13 protein-coding genes are annotated in these 18,825 nt (G+C 67.4%); 9 read left to right on the top strand and 4 right to left on the bottom strand.

The window, feature by feature from the left end; translation table 11 throughout:
• The first annotated feature begins 98 nt into the window (after nt 1-98).
• A complete protein-coding gene (locus M2343_RS05660) occupies nt 99-2,672 on the top strand; it encodes a TonB-dependent receptor (protein ID WP_264575920.1) in 2,574 nt (857 codons plus the stop codon).
• A 1-nt stretch (nt 2,673) separates the two neighbouring features.
• On the opposite strand, the gene M2343_RS05655 is transcribed toward M2343_RS05660, so the two are convergent.
• From M2343_RS05655 to M2343_RS05640, 4 genes are all read right to left on the bottom strand, one after another.
• A complete protein-coding gene (locus M2343_RS05655; protein WP_264575919.1) occupies nt 2,674-3,267 on the bottom strand; it encodes a GNAT family N-acetyltransferase in 594 nt (197 codons plus the stop codon).
• Nucleotides 3,264-3,692, bottom strand: a complete 429-nt coding sequence (locus tag M2343_RS05650; RefSeq protein ID WP_264575918.1) for a ketosteroid isomerase-related protein — start codon at nt 3,690-3,692, stop codon at nt 3,264-3,266. Before M2343_RS05650 ends, M2343_RS05655 begins: the two co-directional genes overlap by 4 nt.
• Before the next feature lie 94 nt (nt 3,693-3,786).
• Nucleotides 3,787-4,008: a hypothetical protein gene (locus M2343_RS05645; protein WP_264575917.1), complete on the bottom strand. Its 222-nt coding sequence runs from the start codon at nt 4,006-4,008 to the stop codon at nt 3,787-3,789.
• 141 nt (nt 4,009-4,149) lie between these two features.
• Entirely contained in the window at nt 4,150-4,635 is a 486-nt protein-coding gene (locus tag M2343_RS05640; protein WP_181559507.1) for an RNA pyrophosphohydrolase, read from the bottom strand.
• 158 nt (nt 4,636-4,793) lie between these two features.
• Here M2343_RS05640 and M2343_RS05635 point away from each other — a divergent pair, with 158 nt between their 5' ends.
• From M2343_RS05635 to addA, 8 genes are all read left to right on the top strand, one after another.
• Nucleotides 4,794-6,665 (top strand): 2-oxoacid:acceptor oxidoreductase subunit alpha, encoded by a 1,872-nt coding sequence (locus M2343_RS05635; protein ID WP_264575916.1) that lies wholly within the window; start codon nt 4,794-4,796, stop codon nt 6,663-6,665.
• Nucleotides 6,662-7,708, top strand: coding sequence for a 2-oxoacid:ferredoxin oxidoreductase subunit beta (locus tag M2343_RS05630; RefSeq protein WP_264570157.1), 1,047 nt, complete (start codon nt 6,662-6,664; stop codon nt 7,706-7,708). The genes M2343_RS05635 and M2343_RS05630 overlap by 4 nt, the downstream gene beginning before the upstream one ends.
• Before the next feature lie 92 nt (nt 7,709-7,800).
• Complete coding sequence (locus M2343_RS05625; protein WP_413716040.1) at nt 7,801-10,149, top strand: PAS-domain containing protein; 2,349 nt, start codon at nt 7,801-7,803, stop codon at nt 10,147-10,149.
• A 4-nt stretch (nt 10,150-10,153) separates the two neighbouring features.
• The gene (gene tsaE, locus M2343_RS05620; RefSeq protein WP_264575914.1) at nt 10,154-10,612 is read left to right on the top strand and encodes a tRNA (adenosine(37)-N6)-threonylcarbamoyltransferase complex ATPase subunit type 1 TsaE; all 459 of its coding nucleotides are present in this window, start codon (nt 10,154-10,156) and stop codon (nt 10,610-10,612) included.
• Nucleotides 10,609-11,601, top strand: a complete 993-nt coding sequence (locus tag M2343_RS05615) for an aminoglycoside phosphotransferase family protein (protein WP_264577503.1) — start codon at nt 10,609-10,611, stop codon at nt 11,599-11,601. Before tsaE ends, M2343_RS05615 begins: the two co-directional genes overlap by 4 nt.
• Complete coding sequence (locus M2343_RS05610; protein WP_264575913.1) at nt 11,598-12,323, top strand: nucleotidyltransferase family protein; 726 nt, start codon at nt 11,598-11,600, stop codon at nt 12,321-12,323. Before M2343_RS05615 ends, M2343_RS05610 begins: the two co-directional genes overlap by 4 nt.
• Nucleotides 12,316-15,345 carry a double-strand break repair protein AddB gene (addB, locus tag M2343_RS05605; RefSeq protein WP_264575912.1) on the top strand — a complete coding sequence of 1,010 codons (3,030 nt, stop codon included), beginning with the start codon at nt 12,316-12,318 and terminating at the stop codon, nt 15,343-15,345. The genes M2343_RS05610 and addB overlap by 8 nt, the downstream gene beginning before the upstream one ends.
• Complete coding sequence (gene addA, locus M2343_RS05600) at nt 15,338-18,814, top strand: double-strand break repair helicase AddA (protein ID WP_264575911.1); 3,477 nt, start codon at nt 15,338-15,340, stop codon at nt 18,812-18,814. The genes addB and addA overlap by 8 nt, the downstream gene beginning before the upstream one ends.
• Nucleotides 18,815-18,825: the final 11 nt, after the last annotated feature.

Raw genomic sequence — 18,825 nt, 5'->3', positions numbered from 1 at the left:
CAATGCGGTCTTGGCGGACAGGCCAGAAATGAACCCGTTTCGCTGTTTGCCACCCCCATCCGGTCGAGCCTCGGCTCTCCCTCGTTCTGAAGGTTTCTATGCCCGCCAACCGACGCACTGCCGCCGCTCTGTTCCTGGCGACCTCGTCCTTTGCCCTGATGCCCGTAGCGGGAGCGCAAGAAGCGGCTACCCACCTCGATGAGGGCGTGGGGACGGATATCGAGGAGATCGTGGTCAGCGGTCAGCGCGAGCGGGGCGCGGTCATCGGCAATGCCACCCCTGAGTTGCAGCTGCGCCCAGCGGACATCCGGGCCCTGGGCGTCAGCACGATCAGCGACCTGCTGACCGAACTCGGTCCTGAGCTGCAGAGCGCGAGCGGAAAGCCGCCGGTGACATTGCTCGAAGGGCACCGCATTTCCGGCTTCCGCGAGATCGCCCGCCTCCCGGCCGAGGCCATCGCGCGGATCGACATCCTGCCGGAAGAAGTTGGACTTCGCTATGGTTACGGCGCCGACCAGAAGGTGATGAACATCGTCCTGCGCCAGCGCTTCCGCGCGGTCACGGCCGAGGTCGATGGCCGGGTGCCGACCGCTGGCGATGGCGCTTCGCTGGAGCTGCAGGGCGGGCTCTTCCTGATCCGCAACAGCCAGCGGGTGAACATCAGCGCCGAGCATGAGAGCGTCGATCCGATTCTGGAGAGCGATCGCGGGCTGGACCGTGCAGAGAGCCCGGCGCGCAGTCTGCAGGCCGCGCAGGAGACGCTGACGCTCAATGCCAGCTACAGCCGACCCCTGGGCGAGCGCACCAAGGCGACGCTGAGTGGCGAGCTGGTCACCAACCGGCGGGACAGTCTGGTTGGCCTCACTCTGCCGGGCGTGACGATTCCCGCCGGAACGCCTTATGCGCCGGGCTCGGACGACGTGCTGTTCTACCCGCAACTGGCGGGCGCCGGCGCTCTGGGGCGCGCCTCCAAGAGCCAGACCGGCACGGTCGGCCTCACCGTCAATGCCGAGCGCAGCACGGGGCAATGGACGCTGACCGCCAATTATGCGCGCGCCGAGAGCCGCGTCATCACCGGCCGCCCGTTCGATCTGTCAGATTATGCCGACGCGCTGGCGGCAGGCGATCCGGCGGCCGACCCCAGCCTGCCGATCGATGCCGCCTTTCTCAACGCGCGCGCTGCGGACCTCACACGCAGCACCTCGGATACGGCGGACATCACCTTCATCCATAACCGGCCACTGTTCAGGTTGCCGGCCGGCGAGGTCATGGCCACGGTGAAGCTGGGCGGCGCGCTCACGCGGATCGAGAATATGCGCGAGCGTGATCTGGTCCCTTCGGTTCGCGACCTTGGGCGGGACAGCGCGACCGGGTCGCTCACCGTGGACATCCCCCTCGTGCCCGCCTCCTCGGGCATCGGACTGATGTCCGCCAATGCCACGCTCGGGCTCGATCATTATTCGGATGCCGGTACGTTGCGGAACTTCGGGCTGGGTCTCAACTGGTCGCCGCTCGGCTTCCTGGCGCTCTCCGCCGGTTACAGCGATGAAGACTCCGCCGCGACGGTGGCTCAGATCGGCGATGCGCAGACCTTTACGCCCTTCGTACCGATCTTCGATTTCGCGCGCGGCGAATCCGTGCTGGTGACAACAATCACCGGCGGCAATCCCAATCTCGACAAGGCGCGGGTGAAGACGTTCCGGCTCGGGGCGGACATCTCGGTGCTACGCGAGCCGCGCCTGCGGTTCGACATATCCTACAATCACCGCGCGACCGAGGGTGGCGTGTCGGCCTTTCCGGGCGTGACGGCGGACACGATCGGCGCGTTCCCGGAGCGGTTCCTGCGCGATGAAAGCGGCCGCCTCATGCAGGTAGACCTGCGCCCGATCAACATCGCCGAGCAGACGCGGGAAGTGCTCCGCTGGGGTTTCAGCTTCAGCAAACGCCTTGCCACCCCGCAGAGCCAGATCGATGCCATGCGGGCTGCGTTCCAGCGGCGGCAGGCCCAGCGGGCCGCGCGCGGGGAAACGGGCGGTGCGGATCGGCCGGGCAGGGGCGGACAGCCTGGAGCCGAGACGCCACCCGGCGCCGATGGACCCCCTCCGGGCGATGCACCCGGTCCCCGGCCGGGCGGCTTTGGTCCCGGTGGTCCTGGTGGCCCCGGTGGACGGGGCGGTGCAGGCGGCGGCGGACGTGTCGATTTCTCGATCCACCACGAATGGGCGCTGACCAACACCACGCAATTGGCCCCGAGCCTGCCCGTGCTTGATCTGTTGGATGGCGATACGCTGGGCGACACTAGCGGGCCGTCGCGGCATCTGATCGAGCTGCGCACCGCCGTTTCGCAGAGCGGCTATGGTCTGCGGCTGACCGGCAGCTGGCGCAGCCCCTCGCGCGTCAATGGCACGGCAGGGCTGCCGGCCAGCCAGCTGCGCTTCGGTGCGCTGGCCAAGGTGGACGTGCGGACGTTCGTGAACTTCAATCAGATGCCCGGCCTGATCGAGAAAGCCTCGTTCCTCCGCGGCGCGCGGCTCCAGCTGGGGGTCGAGAATGTCTTCGATACGCGCCAGCGCGTCACGGATGGCAATGGCGCAGTGCCCTTCGCCTATCAGCCCGCCTTCATCGATCCGCTGGGCCGCACCGTCCGGTTGAGCTTCCGCAAGCTGTTCTAGGTTACAGGTTGCGGGACCAGAACTGCATCGGGTGGCTGGTCTCGTCCGTCTGGTCGATGTCCTTCCAGCGATATTCCGCTATGATGCCCTCCAGCGGCTGATAGCCCCGCTTGTGCCAGAATGGCCCAAGATCGCGGGCCTCAGCGGGGCGGAGCGGATGATCGGCCGGGCGAATGACGCCGCAAAAGCAGGTCGCCGTCGCGCCGGCCTCGCGTGCGACGGCTTCGCGCGCATCGAAAAAGGCGTGGCCAAGCCCATGGCCACGATAGGCACCGAGCAGCACGGACTCGCCGAAGTAGAAGAGCCGATCCACCTCGATGCCCTGCGCGCGGAATGGCGCCTGCAGCGGTTCGTCCTGCCCGCTCATGGGCGAGGCGGTGGCTGCGCCGATGATGGCGCTGCCATTGCGGGCAATGACCAAAGCCGCATCTGCGCCGTCGAGAAACGCGCTCAGATAGCGCTGCTCGTAGTCTACCGAGCCATCGTAGAGATATGGCCATTCGCGAAAGACGGTGATGCGCAGGCGGGCGAGATCGTCGATGGCGGCATGGCGTGCCTCGCGGTCCCGTAGCGTCTCGACGGTCAGGTTGCTCACGCTGGCGCGTCTTCCCGGCTGACCTGCGCGATCCAGTCGGCGAGATTATAATAGACGGTGACGCGGCGGATCAGATTATCGCGCACCTCGAAGAAGGCCGCAGCCGGCAGCACATAGCTTTGGCCATGCGCGGGAGGCAGGCCGTCCTCGCCGACCAGATATTCACCATGGACCACGAATTCCGCCGCAGCGCGACTGCCATCCTCATTCACCATCAGCGCGATGTCGGCGAGGCGCTCGCGATAGGCGCGGTCCATCCGGCCCAGGAAGGCGCGGAAGGCGTCCTTGCCGGATTCCCGTTCGCCCTGATTGATATCATGCACCACATCGTCGGCGAGGCAGGCCAGCATGGTCTCGGCATCGCCGGCATTGAAGGCGTCATAATAGCGCGCGAGAAGGGCGCGGGTCTGGCTTGCTGAGGTCATCGCAGGTCTTTCGTGATCCATGGGAGGCGGATCGCGAACCTATTCACGGTTCAACAATCGAGCGCAAGATGTGCCCCAACCGAGGCGCTTGGGTTCAGTGACAGTAGGTCTGCTTGAGGGTCACGCCATCGATCATCAAGCCGCCCACGATCATCACCGCGCCGCAGCAGCTGGCATAGAGCAGATAGCCCGGAAAGCCGGGGTAAACCTCAAGATAATGGGCGCCCCGCGCGGTCGCGCCCATGGCGACGCCGAAGATCGCGAGATAGGCCTCGAACTTGGTGCGAATGGTGAAGAGGCGGGCGATCTTGCGCATCTCTGGTCCTGTGCATCGCGAGTCCGAAGGGCGAGATGCAAAGGTAAGGATCGCGTTAACCATGCGCAATCGCAGGCGGCGGGCGCGTGCTGCAGTTGTTTCAGGATGGGACGGTGCAGGCGTGCCTGCCGGCCCCGATTTTTAGAGCAGGTGCGCAAATTCCTGCACGACGGCGCGATAGACCGGGCGCTTGAACGGCACGATCAGATCCACCAGTCGGTCGGACGTGACCCACTGCCACGCCATGAACTCCTGATGCTCGGTGGCAATGTCGATATCGCTATCCTCGCCCTTGAAGCGCAGCAGAAACCAGCGTTGCGTCTGGCCGCGATATTTGCCGCCCCACAGCCGGCCCATCAGCTCTTCGGGCAGATCGTAAAGATGCTCCTCGGTCGAGCGGGCGATGATGTCGACGAGATCGGCCGCAATGCCGGTTTCCTCGCCCAGTTCGCGCAGCAGTGCCTGCTCGGCCGTCTCGCCCTTGTCGATGCCGCCCTGCGGCATCTGCCAGGCGTCGCCTTCCTTGGAATCGAGTCGCTGGCCCACGAACACCTCGCCCTGACGGTTGGCCAGCATGATGCCGACGCAGGGGCGGTAGGGGAGAGAGGCGGGGTCGATCTTGGTCATGACGAGGTCGCGATTTCATCCGTTAAAAGAAGTTCACGGCCGCGATGGCAAGCCGGAGAGAAAAAGGCAATGCTCTGTCGCGCGCAGCTTTTCTACTTTGCTCGGCTGGGCTCGACGGACTAGGGGCGATGCAACCACTGCATTACTAGAGTCTGAGCATGGCATCTGCCGCACCCACATCGACCATAACTCACAGCAGCGAAGAGGCTGCGCCCGAAGCCGTTGTCGTCCGTTTTGCCGGAGACAGTGGCGATGGCATGCAGCTCACCGGCGGGCAGTTTACCCTGTCCACCGCACTGGCAGGCAATGACCTTGCGACCTTCCCCGATTTTCCGGCGGAAATCCGGGCGCCGCAGGGGACGCTGTTCGGCGTTTCGGCGTTCCAGATCAATTTCGGCTCGTCCGAGATCACGACGGCCGGCGATGCGCCCGATATCCTGATCGCGATGAACCCGGCCGCGCTCAAGACCAATGTCGTGGATTTGAAGCCGGGCGGCCTCATCATCGCCGACACCGGCGAGTTCAACGAGCGCAATCTTGCCAAGGCGAAATATGAGAGCAATCCCCTGGAGGATGGCTCGCTGGCGCGCTGGCAGGTGCTGGCGTTCGATATTTCCGCGCTCACGTTGGAAAGCGTGAAGCCCTTCGGCCTTGGCAACAAGGAAGCGCTGCGCTCCAAGAACATGTGGACGCTGGGCCTGGCGTTGTGGATGTTCGACCGCAGCCGCCAGCCGATCATCGACTGGCTCAAGGCCAAGTTCGCCAAGGCACCGGAAATTGCCGATGCCAACATCGCCGCGCTCAATGCCGGTCACGCCTATGGCGAGACCGCTGAGCTGGCCGCGCCGCTCAAGCAGCTCCATGTCGCCCCGGCGCCGGCCCCCGAGGGGCTGTACCGCACGGTGACGGGCGCCGAGGCGATCTCGCTCGGCCTCGTGGCCGGTGCGCAGCTGGCCAGCCTGCCGATGTTCTTCGGCGGCTACCCCATCACGCCGGCCAGCTCGATCCTGCATCATCTCTCGCGCCTCAAGGAATATCGCGTGACGACGTTCCAGGCCGAGGACGAGATTGCCGCGATCGCGAGCGCGATTGGCGCGAGCTATGCCGGTTCGCTGGGCGTCACCAGCTCGTCCGGCCCCGGTATCGCGCTGAAGGGCGAGGCGATGGGCCTCGCGATCATGACCGAGCTGCCGCTGGTGATCGTGAACTCGCAGCGCGGCGGTCCCTCGACCGGCCTGCCGACCAAGACCGAGCAGTCCGATCTCTACCAGGCCGTCTATGGCCGCAATGGGGATGCGCCGATGCCGGTCATTGCCGCCCGCTCGCCCGCCGATGCGTTTGATTGCGCCATCGAGGCCTGCCGGATCGCGATCGAATATATGACACCGGTCATGCTGCTGACCGATGGCTATATCGCCAACGCCGCCGAGCCTTGGAAAGTGCCGGATATGAGCGGCTATACGCCGTTCGCCGTCAAGTTCCTGGATGCGGTGCCGGAAGGCGGGCTCAAGCCTTATGCCCGTAATGAGAAGCTGGCGCGGCCGTGGATCAAGCCGGGTACGCCCGATCTCATGCACCGCATCGGCGGCATCGAGAAGGAAGTGAACACCGGCCACATCAATTATGCGCCGGCCAACCACCAGGCGATGACCGAACTGCGCCGCGACAAGGTGCTGGGCATTGCCAAGGGCGTGCGGCAGGAGGTGTCGCTGGGCGAGGAGAGCGGCAAGCTCGTCGTCGTCGGCTGGGGCTCGACCTACGGCCCGATCCATCAGGCAGTCCGGCGCGCCCGGCGCAAGGGGCTGGATGTCTCGCACATCCACATCCGCCATATCTGGCCGCTGCCGGAAAATCTGGGTGAGCTGCTCGCTGGCTACGAGAAGATCCTAGTGCCGGAGATGAACACTGGCCAGCTCAAGACCGTGCTGCGCGACCAGTATCTGCTGGATGCCCGCCCGCTCAACAAGATCTCGGGTCAGCCTTTCCGCATCGCGGAAATCGAGGCGGCCATCGAGGGGATGCTCGCATGAACGACATGACCACATTGACCAAGCCGCGCGTCGAGACCAGCCTCAAGGACTGGGAGACCGATCAGGAGGTGCGCTGGTGCCCGGGTTGCGGTGACTACGCCATCCTCAAGGCCGTGCAGCGCACGCTGCCGCAGCTGGGCGCGGACCCCAAGAACACCGTGTTTGTCTCGGGCATCGGCTGCTCCTCACGCTTTCCTTATTATGTCGAGAGCTACGGCTTCCACACCATCCACGGCCGCGCGCCGGCGGTGGCGACGGGCGTGAAGCTGGCCAATCCGGAACTGGACGTGTGGATCGTCACCGGCGACGGCGACGGCCTTTCCATCGGCGGCAACCACACGATGCACATCCTGCGTCGCAACCTCGATTGCCAGATCCTGCTGTTCAACAACGAGATCTACGGCCTCACCAAGGGGCAATATTCGCCGACGAGCCGGGAGGGGACCAAGAGCCCGTCCACGCCGTTCGGTTCGGTCGACCATCCGGCCCGGCCCTGCGCCTTCGCGCTCGGCTCGGGCGCCCGCTTCATCGCGCGGGCCTATGACGTGTCCAAGCAGCTGCCGGACGTGCTCAAGGCCGCCTATGAGCACAAGGGCGCGGCGTTCGTGGAAATTTTCCAGAACTGCATCGTCTACAACAAGGATGTGTTCGCCGACTTCACCGAGAAGAAGAATGCCGATGTCGGCCAGCTCTGGGTGGAGCATGGCAAGCCGCTGCTCTTCGATAAGGGCGCTAAGGGCATCGCGCTCGACCGCGAGGCGCTGACGCTCAAGGTCGTGGACGTGGTCGATGGCGACTGGCAGGCAGCCGGCGTGATCGTCCATGACGTCACCAACCGCGCCGTTGCGCATATGCTGGTGGAAATGCCCTTCGGCCTGTTCCCGATGGCGCTGGGCGTGCTCTACGATGCCCCCAAGGCGAGCTTCGAGCAGGCCGTGGTGGAGCAAAATGCCCTGCTGGCCAAGGGCAAGACGCCAGACCTGCAGAAGCTGGTGAGCCAGGGCCAGACCTGGACGGTGACGAAGGACGGCCCGGCGCTCTGAGGGCGCCGGTTCCGTTTCTTATCCGGCCAACGCCAAAGAAGGCGCAAGCCGACCTTGTCTCAGGGTGGATTGGCCCGTAATCCACTCCCGTGATTGCCAATGTCCCGTTCTTTCCGCTGATCGTGGGTGCCGTGCTGGCCGTGTGGCTGGTGCTGGCGGTTTGGGCGCTGTTCACCGGCCTCTCGATGCGGCGCAAGGCGGCGCTGGCGCGCACGCACGCCGCGCAACTGGTCGATCTGCTGAATTCCGCGCCCGCGGTACCCTTGCTCATCCGCCCCGATGGCAAGCTGGATGCGCCGGACAGGCTCGCCGCATGGCTCGGCCGTGAGGCCGCGCCCACCGATCTCGATGCGCTGCTGGATGCTGATGGCGGCCTGGAGCCGGATCATGCCCGCGCGCTCGCTGCGGAGATCGCAGCGGCGCAGCAGGGCGGCCGACCCTTCACGCTACCGGTGCGGGTCAACGGCTCGGAGCGGATGCTGCTCGTGCGTGGCGGTCCGGTCGGCACACGGCTCGGCAAGGCCGGCACGGTGGTGCTCTGGGTTTTCGATGCCACGGACAGTTTTGCGCAGATTCAGGAATTGCGCGGGCAGGTCGGGCAATATCGCCAGGCGCTCGACGCGCTCTCGGGCGTGATCGAGGCCGCGCCCATGCCGGTCTGGCATCGCGGCGCCGATCATCAGATCAGCCTGGTCAACAGCGCCTATGTGAAGGCGGTGGACGGAAAATCCGCGCAGGATGTGATTGAGCAAGGCATTGAGCTTGTCGAAGCAGTCGATGGCATTTCTCCGCGCGCATCCGCCGCGAACGCTGCCGCCCGCAAGGCCGCAACGGCCCGGATGCTGCCGGTCACCATCGATGGCAAGCGCCGGTTGATGAAGGTCGTCGATGTCCCGCTCGGCCCCTCGGGCGTGGCGGGCTACGCGATCGACATGCAGGAGCTGGAGGAGGTGCGGGCTGAACTGCGCCACCTCTCGCAAGCCAACCGGGACATGCTGGACAGGCTGTCGGCGGGCGTCGTCCAGTTCGGTGCCAATCAACTGCTGCAGTTCTGCAATCAGCCCTTCCTCAGCCTGTTCGGCCTCACCCCCGAGACAGCGGCGTTTGACACCCATTTCGACCGTGTGCTGGATGCCATGCGGGACAGCGGGCAGGTGCCCGACACGCCGGATTTCCGTGCATGGCGGCAGGAGCGTCGCAACTGGTTCCTCTCCCCCTCCGCGCATGAGGAGCAGTGGCGCCTGCGCGATGGCGTGCATCTGCGCGTTTACGCCCAGCCGCTGCCCGATGGCGGCCTGCTGGTTATCTTCGAGGACCGTACCGAGCATGTCCAGCTGGCCTCGGCGCGCGATACGCTGCTGCGGGTGCGCACGGCCACGCTCGACAATCTGTTCGAGGCGATTGCCGTGTTCGCCTCCGACGGGCGGCTGCATCTATGGAACAGCCGCTTCACCAAGATCTGGTCGGTGCCGGACACCATCATGGCGGCGCACCCCCGGGTCGATGAACTTATGTCGGCGCTGGCGGATCGCCTGGCGCGACCCGAACAGGCAGGTCTTGTCCACCAACTCATCCGCGCCGCCACGATGGAGCGCCGCCAGCGGGGCGGGCGCATCGCCTTTGCCGACGGGCGCTTCTTCGAGTTCGCGGCCATCCCGCTGCCGGACGGCAACGCGCTGTTCACCATGCTCGACACCACCGACAGCCGCCACATCGAGCAGGCCCTGCGGGATCGCAATGAGGCGCTGGAGGACGCCGACCGGGTGAAGACCGCGTTTGTCTCCAACATGAGCTATGAATTGCGCACGCCGCTCACCTCCATCGTCGGCTTCGCCGAGATGATGGAGGCCGGCTATGCGGGCGAATTGAGCGCCCAGTCGCGTGACTATGTGAATGCCATCATGACGGCGACGACGCGACTGACGCGACTGATCGACAATGTGCTGGATCTGACGCAGGGCGCAGCGGGCGGCCTGCCCATCGAGAGGCGCGATATAGATGTGGCCGCGATGGTGCGGCAGGTGGTCGAGGGCCTGAGCGACAAGGCGGACTCGCGCGACGTGACGGTCGACATGTCGTTCGAGCAGGAGCCGGGCACCGTGTCGGGCGACGAGCGCCGGCTGCGGCAGGCTCTCGCCCATGTGGTGGATAATGGAGTGAGTTTCGTGAGCCGGGGCGGGCGGGTTCTCGTGCACGTGCAGCCCGCGCCGGACGTGGTGCGCATCATCGTATCCGATGACGGCCCGGGCATCGATGCCAAGACACAGGCGCATCTGTTCGACGTTTTCGTGCGGTTCGGGCGCCATGGCGATGGGGCCAATCAGGGGCTCGGATTGCCGTTGGTGCGCCAGTTCGTGGAAGCGCATGGCGGCAGCGTGGATCTCGTCTCCGAGCCGGGGCAGGGGACCAGCGTCACGCTCACTCTGCCGCGCGGAGAATGATGGCGTGTCCGATCATGCCCTTGTCTTTTCCTCAGCAGACGCGCTCACCGATTTCGGCGCAGCTTTGGGCGCAAAGCTGCGGCCCGGCGATGTGATCACGCTCGCGGGCGGGCTGGGCGCCGGCAAGACGACGCTCGCGCGCGGCCTGCTCAGGGGCCTTGGGCATGAAGGCGATGTGCCGAGCCCGACCTTTGCCATCCTGCAGGGCTATGAGCCGCCCGAGACGCGTCTGCCGGTCGGCCATGTCGATCTCTATCGCATCGAGGACACGGGCGATCTCGGCGAACTCGGGTTGGACGAATGGCTCGAAGATGGCGCGTTGGCGATTGAATGGCCCGACCGGCTGGCGGGGCGCTATGATGCCATTGCCCTTGCCTTGCAGATCGACATTTTGGCGGACGGCACGCGCCGCTTGACAGCGCGGGTGCCGCGCGTTTGGGAGAGCCGATGGCCAGTCACATGATCCCGCCGCAGAGCGCGCGCCCGTTTCTCGATCAAGCCGGATGGGCAGGGGCCGAGATCCTGCCGCTTGCCGGTGACGCCTCGTTCCGGCGCTATTTCCGCGTGGTCGAGGGTGACCGGCGCGCCATTTTGATGGATGCGCCGCCGCCGCATGAAGATCCGCGCCCGTTCATCAGCGTGGGCGAGTGGCTGTGTGAAAACGGATTCGCGGCGCCCGCCATATTGGCGCGGGATCTGACGCAGGGCCTCGTGCTGCTTGAGGATTTCGGCGATGCGCGGGTGCGCGAGCATCTGGATGCCGCGCCGGCCGAGGAAATGGCGATCTACACCCGCGCCGTGGACCTCCTCGCCGATCTTCATGAGCAGCCGGCCCAGAGCGGCCTCGCGCCTTATGACCGCGCCGTCTACCAGCGCGAGGCAGCGCTGTTGACCGAATGGTTCGCTCCGGCGGCAGGGCTTGCGGTCGATGCGTCGGGATACACTACAGCGTGGGACAAGGTGCTCCCCATTGCCGAGCAGGATGTCGCGCCAGTGGTGACGGTGCTGCGCGATTATCATGCCGAGAACATCATGCTGCTGCCGGACCATGCGCGCTCGCACGGGCTCGGTCTGCTGGACTTTCAGGACGCGCTGGCCGGCCACCCGGCCTATGACCTCGTCTCGCTCCTGCAGGATGCACGGCGCGATGTGAGCCCCGCTGTGGAGCAGGCGATGCTGGCGCATTATCAGACGCGCGCGAAAGCTTCGCCGGATTTCGAGGCGGCTTATGCGGTGCTGGGTGCCCAGCGCAATGCCAAGATCATCGGCATTTTTACGCGCCTGTGGAAGCGCGACGGCAAGCCGCGCTATCTCGATTTCCTGCCGCGCATGTGGGGGCTGCTGGAGCGCGATCTTGCCCATCCCGCGCTCGCGCCCGTGGCCGACTGGTTCGCGCAGAATGTGCCCGCCTCGGCGCGGGGCCAACTGGCTGCGGGGCAATCCGCGCAATGAGCACCACGCTTGAGACGGCGATGCTGATGGCCGCCGGCCTTGGCAAGCGGATGCGTCCGCTCACGGCCACGCGGCCCAAGCCGCTGATCCGCGTCGCTGGCCAGCCGCTCATGGATCATGCGCTGGACCGCATCGAGGACGCCGGCATTCGCCGCACGGTGGTGAACGTCCATTATCTTGCCGGGCCCATCGAGGCGCATCTGGAGTCGCGTGCCCGGCGGACGGGTGCGAGCTATCCGGTCTCCGATGAGCGCGCCCGGTTGCTGGAAACCGGCGGCGGTCTGGTCAAGGCCCTGCCGTTGCTTGGCGACAAGCCGTTCCTCTGCGCGAACAGCGACAATCTATGGATCAACGGGCCGTTCGACTCCATCCGCGCGCTGGCCGACCGCTGGGACGATGACGCGATGGATGCGCTGCTGCTGCTCATCCCGCACGCCCGTGCCACCGGTCATCGTGGTCTTGGCGATTTCCACATGGAGGCCAATGGTCGCCTGAGCCGGCGCAAGCCCGGCCGCGTGGCGCCGTTCGTCTTCACCGGCGTGCAAATCCTCTCGCCGCGCCTGGTGCGCGATCCGCCGGGCGACGTCTTCTCGACCAATATTTTCTGGGACCGCGCGATCGAACAGGGCCGCGCCTTTGGCCTCAGCCATGGCGGCCAATGGTTCGATGTCGGCACCCCGCAGGCGATTCCGCTGGTCGAGGCAGGATTGGCCGATGGCTGAGCGCCGCGCGCCGGCCCTCTTTACCATCCCCGCTCACCGGGCATTTTCGGATGCGCTCGCCGCCGGGCTTCTCGCCCAGCATGGCCGGCGCGATGGCGGGCTGGCGCTGGCACGCGGCATCATATTGCTGCCGAACAATCGTGCGGTGCGGGCGGTGCGCGATGCCTTCGTGCGCGCCTCCGGCAACGGGTTGCTGCTGCCGAGGCTGGTGCCCATCGGCGATATCGATCTCGATGAGGCGCTGGGCAGCGCGCTCAGCCCGATCGGGGCGGAAGCGGATATCCCGCAAGCCATCGCGCCGGCCGAGCGGCTGATGATCCTCACGCGGCTGGTGATCGACCAGCGCGCGCGGCGGGGCGAGCGGCTTGAGACGGGCGAGGGCTGGCGGCTGGCGACGGCGCTGGCGGCCGCTTTCGATCAGCTCACCGTCGAGCGCAAGGCGCTGGCCGATCTCAAGGCGTTGCAGCCCGATGACCTTTCCCACCACTGGCAAGCCGCGTTCAGCGATTTCGATGCATTGGCGGCCCAGTGGCAGCAGGAGCTGGCCGCGCGCGGGCTGATCGACATGGCCGAGCGGCGCAATCGCCTGCTCGATCATGTTGCGGCCCGCTGGCGCGAGATGCCGCCGGAGCGCTTCGTGGTTGCCGCAGGTATCGTCACCAATGCGCCAGCCGTGGCGGGACTGCTCAAGACGGTCGCCGGCCTGCCGCGCGGCGCGGTGGTGCTGCCCGATCTCGACCAGAATCTCTCGGATGAGCAATGGGATGCGATCGGCCCCGTCGCGCGCCCGGAGCCGGGGCGCGATCTGCCACCGCCCGCCAATGAATCGCACCCGCAATTCGCGCTCAAGCTGCTGCTGGAGCGGATGGATGCCCACCGGGCCGAGGTGGCACTGTGGCGCTGGGGCAGCGAGCATGATGCCCGCGCCGCGCGGGGCAAGGCGATCAGCAACGCGCTGCTGCCGGCTTTGCTGACCGGCGGCTGGCCGGATGTGCCGACGGCGCAGCGCTCGCTCAAGGATGTCCGCGCCATCGAGGCGGCGAACCCGGCGGAGGAGGCGCAGGCCATCGCCATCGCCCTGCGCGAGGCGGTGGAGACGGAAGGGCGCACGGCCGCGCTCGTGACGCCGGATCGTGCGCTCGCGACGCGCGTGTCCGCGCATCTGCGCCGCTGGGGAATCGAGGCGGATGACAGCGCCGGCCGCCCGCTCTCCCAGCTTCCGCCCGGCACGCTGCTGCTGGCACTTGTGCAGGCCGGTGCGGAACAGCTCGCGCCGGTGCCGTTGCTCGCCCTGCTCAAGCATCCGCTGGTGATGGCCGGTGACGAGCGGCTGGCGTGGCTCGAATCCGTGCGCCGCCTCGATCTGGTGCTGCGCGGCCCCCGGCCGGCCGCGGGCTTAGCCGGTGTGACCGCCATGCTCGCGGAGAAGGGCGGCCGGCAACAGGCGATGAGGGAATCGCTGCGTCCCTGGTGGGCGCAGGTCGTGGCACTGCTGGCGCCTCTGGAGGCCGCCTTTTCTGAAGAGCAGAGCCTGCCAGCCTTGTTCGCCGCCGTCCGCGAGGCGGCCTCGGCCCTGACGGAGGAGCGCGTCTGGGCCGGTCATCAGGGCCATGCCGCCGCGCAATGCCTGGGCGATGCGGAAGCCGCAGCACCGCAAGGGCCGGCGCGCGCGGATGGCGCCGGCTTCGTGGGGATGCTCGCGCAGATCCTCGGCGGGCAGGCCGTGCGTCCCCCGCAGGGCGGTCACCCGCGCCTGCAGATCCTGGGCTTGCTGGAAGCGCGGCTGCAGCAGGCCGATCTGATGATCCTTGCCGGCCTCAATGAAGGCGTCTGGCCGGGCCTGCCGTCTCCAGACCCATGGCTCGCCCCGCGCATCCGCCGCGCGCTGGGCCTACCGGGGCTGGATTATCGCATCGGTCTCTCGGCACATGATTTCGCCAATGGGCTAGGCGCGCCGCAGGTGATCCTCTCCCGCGCGCGGCGGGATGCCTCTGCGCCGACCGTCGCCTCGCGCTTCTGGCTCCGGCTCAAGGCCATGACCGGCGCGCGCTGGGTCGAAGATGACAGGCTGATCGCGCTCGCGCGGGCCATCGATCGGCCCGATGCTCCTGCGCCGGCCTATCGCGCGCCTGCACCTCGCCCACGCGCCGACCTGCGCCCGCGCGAGATCGCCGTCACCGATGTCGATCGCTTGCGGGCCGATCCTTATGCCTTCTACGCCGCGCGCATTCTGCGTCTGGCGCCGCTGGACGTCGTGGATGCCGATCCCGGCCCGGCCTGGCGTGGTACCCGCGCGCATGATGTCCTGCAGCGCTGGATGGAAGAAGGCGGGCACGATCCCGCGCGGCTCTCTGCGCTGGCGCAGGAAATGATCGCGCAGGCGCAAGCCCATCCGCTGCTCAAGACGCTCTGGCAGCCGCGTTTGCTGGCCGCGCTGGACTGGGTGGCGAACGCCGTGCGCGATCAGGCCGGGCAGGGGCGCGAGGTGCTGTTCGGCGAGAAATGGGGCCGCATCGAGCGGGCAGGCGTGACCCTGCGCGGCAAGCCCGACCGGATCGACCGGTTCGCGGACGGCACGCTCGCCATTGTCGATTACAAGAGCGGCGCGACCGCCTCGGTCAAGCAGGTCAAGGCCGGCTTCTCGCTCCAGCTCGGTTTGCTGGGGCTGATCGCGCAGGCAGGCGGCTTTGCCAAGGAGGCCGGTCTCGCCGCCGGATCGGATGTGAGCGCCTTTGAATATTGGAAGCTCGGCAAGGGCACGGATGGCAATTTCGGCTTCAAGCGTCCGTTGACCGACCCCAAGGGCAGCTACAAGCGGATCGTGACGGCAGACTTCCTCGCGATGGTCGCCGGCTTCTTCGATGATGCCGTGGCGCGCTGGCTGACTGGGAACGAACCATTCGCCGCACGCCCGCACAGCGATGCACCCGTGTTCACAGATTATGACCAGCTCATGCGGCTGGATGAGTGGTTCGCGCGGGATCGACGGGCCGAGCCGCTGCCGGAGGTGGGCGATGGCTGAGGCGGGCGAACTCAACCGGCTGACGCACGAGCAGGCCAGGGCCTCGGACCCCGCCGCTCATCGCTGGGTGCGCGCCTCCGCCGGCACCGGCAAGACTGCCGTGCTGTCGGCGCGGGTGCTGCGGCTGCTGCTGAGCGGCGTCGCGCCCGAGCGCATTTTGTGCCTCACTTTCACCAAGGCGGGTGCGGCGGAAATGGCCGAGCGCGTCCACAGCCGGCTTGCCCGCTGGGTGCAGGGGCAATCGGTCGATGTGGCGCGCGATCTGGTAGCACTGGGCGAAGATCCGGGACCGGAAGCGATCGCCCGCGCTCGCCTGCTGTTCGCGCGCGTGCTGGATGCGACTGGCGGAGGCCTGCGCATCCAGACCATCCACAGCTTCTGTCAGACGCTGCTCGCCGCCTTCCCGCTGGAGGCGGGGCTGGTCCCCGGGTTCCGCCCGCTCGACGAGCGCGGGCAGGGCGAGCTGGCCCGCCGTGCGTTGATCGCGATGATCGAGGATGCGGGCCAAGCGCAGGACGATCCGGTGCTGGCGGCGCTGGAGATGCTCGCTCTGCGGCTGGGCGAGGAAGGCACGCAGGCCTATCTCGCGCGCTGCGTGCCGGCGAGCCGGGCGCTTGAGGCACTACCGGACGATCTCGAGTCGGCGTTGCTGGAATTTCTCGACCTGCCGGATGGCGACATCGATGCGCATCTGGCGGATCGCTGCGCTGAGGGCGTGTTTCCGGTGGCCGCGTTGCAGGCCGTCGCGCGGGCCAATGGTGCATGGGGTGCCAAATCCGGCCTAGCGTGCGCTGATATGATCGCGGCTTGGCTAAGCGGCTCCGAGGTCCAGCGCGTCGAGGGGTTGGCGGACCTGCTCGGCGTGATGCTCACCAAGGAAGGCGAGGTCAAGAACCGCGCCAACAAGAATCTGTTGGAAGCCGAGCCGGATTATGTCGATCTCGCCAGCGCGTGCGGCGCGGCGATCAAGACCCTGCTCGATCTGCGCAAGCAAGCCGCCTTCGCGCGCACGGCGGCGCAGGGACTGACGGCGGGCCGTGCTTATGCGCGGGCCTATGCCAAGGCCAAGCGGCAGGCCGGGGCGGTCGATTTCGATGATCTGATCGGCCGCGCAAGTGCGCTGCTCACCCAGCCCGGCATGGCGGACTGGATCCGCTACAAGCTCGATCAGCAGGTCGACCATATCCTCGTGGACGAGGCGCAGGACACCAATGACGCGCAGTGGGACATCGTCTGGTCCATCGTCGAGGAGTTTCTTGAGGTCGAGCCCGACGAGCAGGCGCGGCTGCGCACCTTGTTCGTGGTGGGGGACACCAAGCAGGCGATCTTCGGCTTTCAGGGCACTAGCCCCGAGGCCTTTTCCAGCGCCCTGCAGCGCTTCCGCGCGGCAACCGAGCGCGTCGGCCACCCGTTCGCAGAATTGCCTTTGGCCCGCAGCTTCCGGTCCATGCCGGCGGTGCTCGATGTCGTCGACGCTGTGCTGGATGCGGTCGGGCATGATCGCCTCGGGCTGGAGACGCCCTCCGCGCCGCATCAGGCCGCCCGCCAGCACCCCGGCGAGGTTCTGCTGCTCCCGCCGACATCATTGCTGCCAAGTGAGAGCGACGAGGACGGCGAGGCTGACGAGACTGCCGGCGAGGGGGAGGAAGACTGGCTGGCCGACCATCAGCGCCGCCATGCCGAGAAGATCGCGCGGCTGGTGAAGGGCATGATCGGCACGCCGCTGGCTACTCAGGGCCGCCCGGCGCGTGCTGGCGACGTGCTGATCCTGCTCCGCAGCCGCAGCGCGCTCTCCCGCCTCATCGTCGCGCGGCTGTATGAGGCGGGCGTGCCGGTAGCCGGCGTGGACCGGTTGCGGCTCCAGGCCCCGCTCGCCGTGCGCGATCTGCTGGCGGCCCTGCGCTTTGCGGTGCAGCCCGAGGACGATCTCAACCTCGCCAATCTGCTGGTCTCGCCGCTCATCGGCTGGACGCAGGATGAATTGCTGGCGCGCGCGGTCCCGCGCGAGGGCTCGCTGTGGAGCCACCTGCGCGCGACGCTGGCGGCGGAGCTTCAGGCCCCGTTGCGCACGCTGCTGGGGCAGGCGGATTTCACGACGCCCTATCGCTATCTCGAGGCCATCCTCTCCGGCGCAATGGACGGACGGCGCAAGCTGATCGCCCGGCTCGGCGAGGAGGCGCGCGATGCCATTGACGAGCTGCTCAATGCCGCCCTGGGCTTCGAGGCGGACGATCATCCCTCGCTGCAGCGGTTCATCGACTGGTTCGACCGTGGCGACGCGGACATCAAGCGCGAACTGGGCGAGGGCGGTGACATGGTGCGGGTGATGACCGTGCATGGCGCCAAGGGGCTGGAGGCGCCCATCGTCATTCTGGCCGATGCCGCCTTTGATCCCAGCCAGCGCCCGCGCGCCGACGCCGTGAGCCTGCCGGTGACCGAGGCCGCCCGCTTGCCGCTCATCCGCCCCGCCAAGGGCGAAGCCGCGCCGGCGATCGAACAAGCTATGCAATCCGCTGAGCGGCTCGACATGGAGGAGCATTGGCGCTTGCTCTATGTCGGTCTCACGCGCGCAGAAGAGCGGCTGATCGTCACCGGATCGCTCGGCAGCCGCGCCAGGGGTGAGCCGCCCAAGGAAAGCTGGTATCAGGCCGTCGATCTGGCGATGCGGACACTCGGGGCTGCCGAGGCGGACGTGCCCGACTGGGGCAAGGCCCTGCGCTGGTCCGGCCCGGCAGGTCTCGCGCCGGCCAAGCCCAAGAAAGCGCGCGAGGCAGATGCCAGCGCCGCAGAACCCGCGCTGCCCGCCTGGCTGCGCGCGCCGGCGCCGCAGGAAGCGCGGCCGCCCCGTCCGCTGTCTCCCTCCGCGCTGGTCGAGGATGATGTGCCCAATCCGCCGCCGGATGCCGCCATGCGTGCGGCTGCAGAGCGGGGCCGGCTGCTCCACGCGCTGTTCGAGCGTTTGCCGGATCTGCCGGCCGCCGAGCGCTCTGCCGCCGCCATGCGCTGGCTGGAGCGGGCCGGCGTGGTCGACGCCGGGATACGCGCGGACCTGCTCGCGCATGTCAATGCCGTGCTGGACGATCCCGAGCATGCCGCGCTGTTCGGCCCGGATGCGCTGGCAGAAGCGCCCATCGCGGCCGTCGTCGCCGGGCAGGTGATCGCGGGAACGGTGGACCGGCTGCTAGTGACGGATGATCTCGTCCATATCGTTGATTTCAAGACCGGGCGGCATGTCCCTGACAATGCAGTGGATTTGCCGGCCGCGCATGTCCGCCAGATGGCAGCATATGCCGCTGCGCTGGCCGAGATTTTCCCGGGCCGCCCGCAACGGGTCAGCCTGCTTTACACGGCGGCCCCCCGCCTCATCGATCTGCCGCAGGCCTTGCTCGCTGCGCACAAGCCCGGCTTGCTGGCACAGGAGCACAAGTTGGGCAGCACCGACCTTGAGGCGGACGCCTCGGCAACCTAGATAGACGTTCG

It is taken from the genome of Sphingobium sp. B8D3B (genome assembly GCF_025961875.1).
Lineage (GTDB): Bacteria > Pseudomonadota > Alphaproteobacteria > Sphingomonadales > Sphingomonadaceae > Sphingobium.
The sequence above is the reverse complement of the archived record's forward strand: the minus strand, read 5'-3'. Positions and strand labels throughout refer to the sequence as shown.

Bases quoted from the DNA above. Each gene is read 5' to 3' on its own strand.
- M2343_RS05630 (WP_264570157.1), top strand. From the start codon at position 6,662: ATGAACGACATGACCACATTGACCAAGCCGCGCGTCGAGACCAGCCTC.
- M2343_RS05610 (WP_264575913.1), top strand. From the start codon at position 11,598: ATGAGCACCACGCTTGAGACGGCGATGCTGATGGCCGCCGGCCTTGGC.
- addB (WP_264575912.1), top strand. From the start codon at position 12,316: ATGGCTGAGCGCCGCGCGCCGGCCCTCTTTACCATCCCCGCTCACCGG.
- M2343_RS05615 (WP_264577503.1), top strand. From the start codon at position 10,609: ATGATCCCGCCGCAGAGCGCGCGCCCGTTTCTCGATCAAGCCGGATGG.
- M2343_RS05640 (WP_181559507.1), bottom strand. From the start codon at position 4,635: ATGACCAAGATCGACCCCGCCTCTCTCCCCTACCGCCCCTGCGTCGGC.
- M2343_RS05650 (WP_264575918.1), bottom strand. From the start codon at position 3,692: ATGACCTCAGCAAGCCAGACCCGCGCCCTTCTCGCGCGCTATTATGAC.
- M2343_RS05645 (WP_264575917.1), bottom strand. From the start codon at position 4,008: ATGCGCAAGATCGCCCGCCTCTTCACCATTCGCACCAAGTTCGAGGCC.
- addA (WP_264575911.1), top strand. From the start codon at position 15,338: ATGGCTGAGGCGGGCGAACTCAACCGGCTGACGCACGAGCAGGCCAGG.
- M2343_RS05660 (WP_264575920.1), top strand. From the start codon at position 99: ATGCCCGCCAACCGACGCACTGCCGCCGCTCTGTTCCTGGCGACCTCG.
- M2343_RS05635 (WP_264575916.1), top strand. From the start codon at position 4,794: ATGGCATCTGCCGCACCCACATCGACCATAACTCACAGCAGCGAAGAG.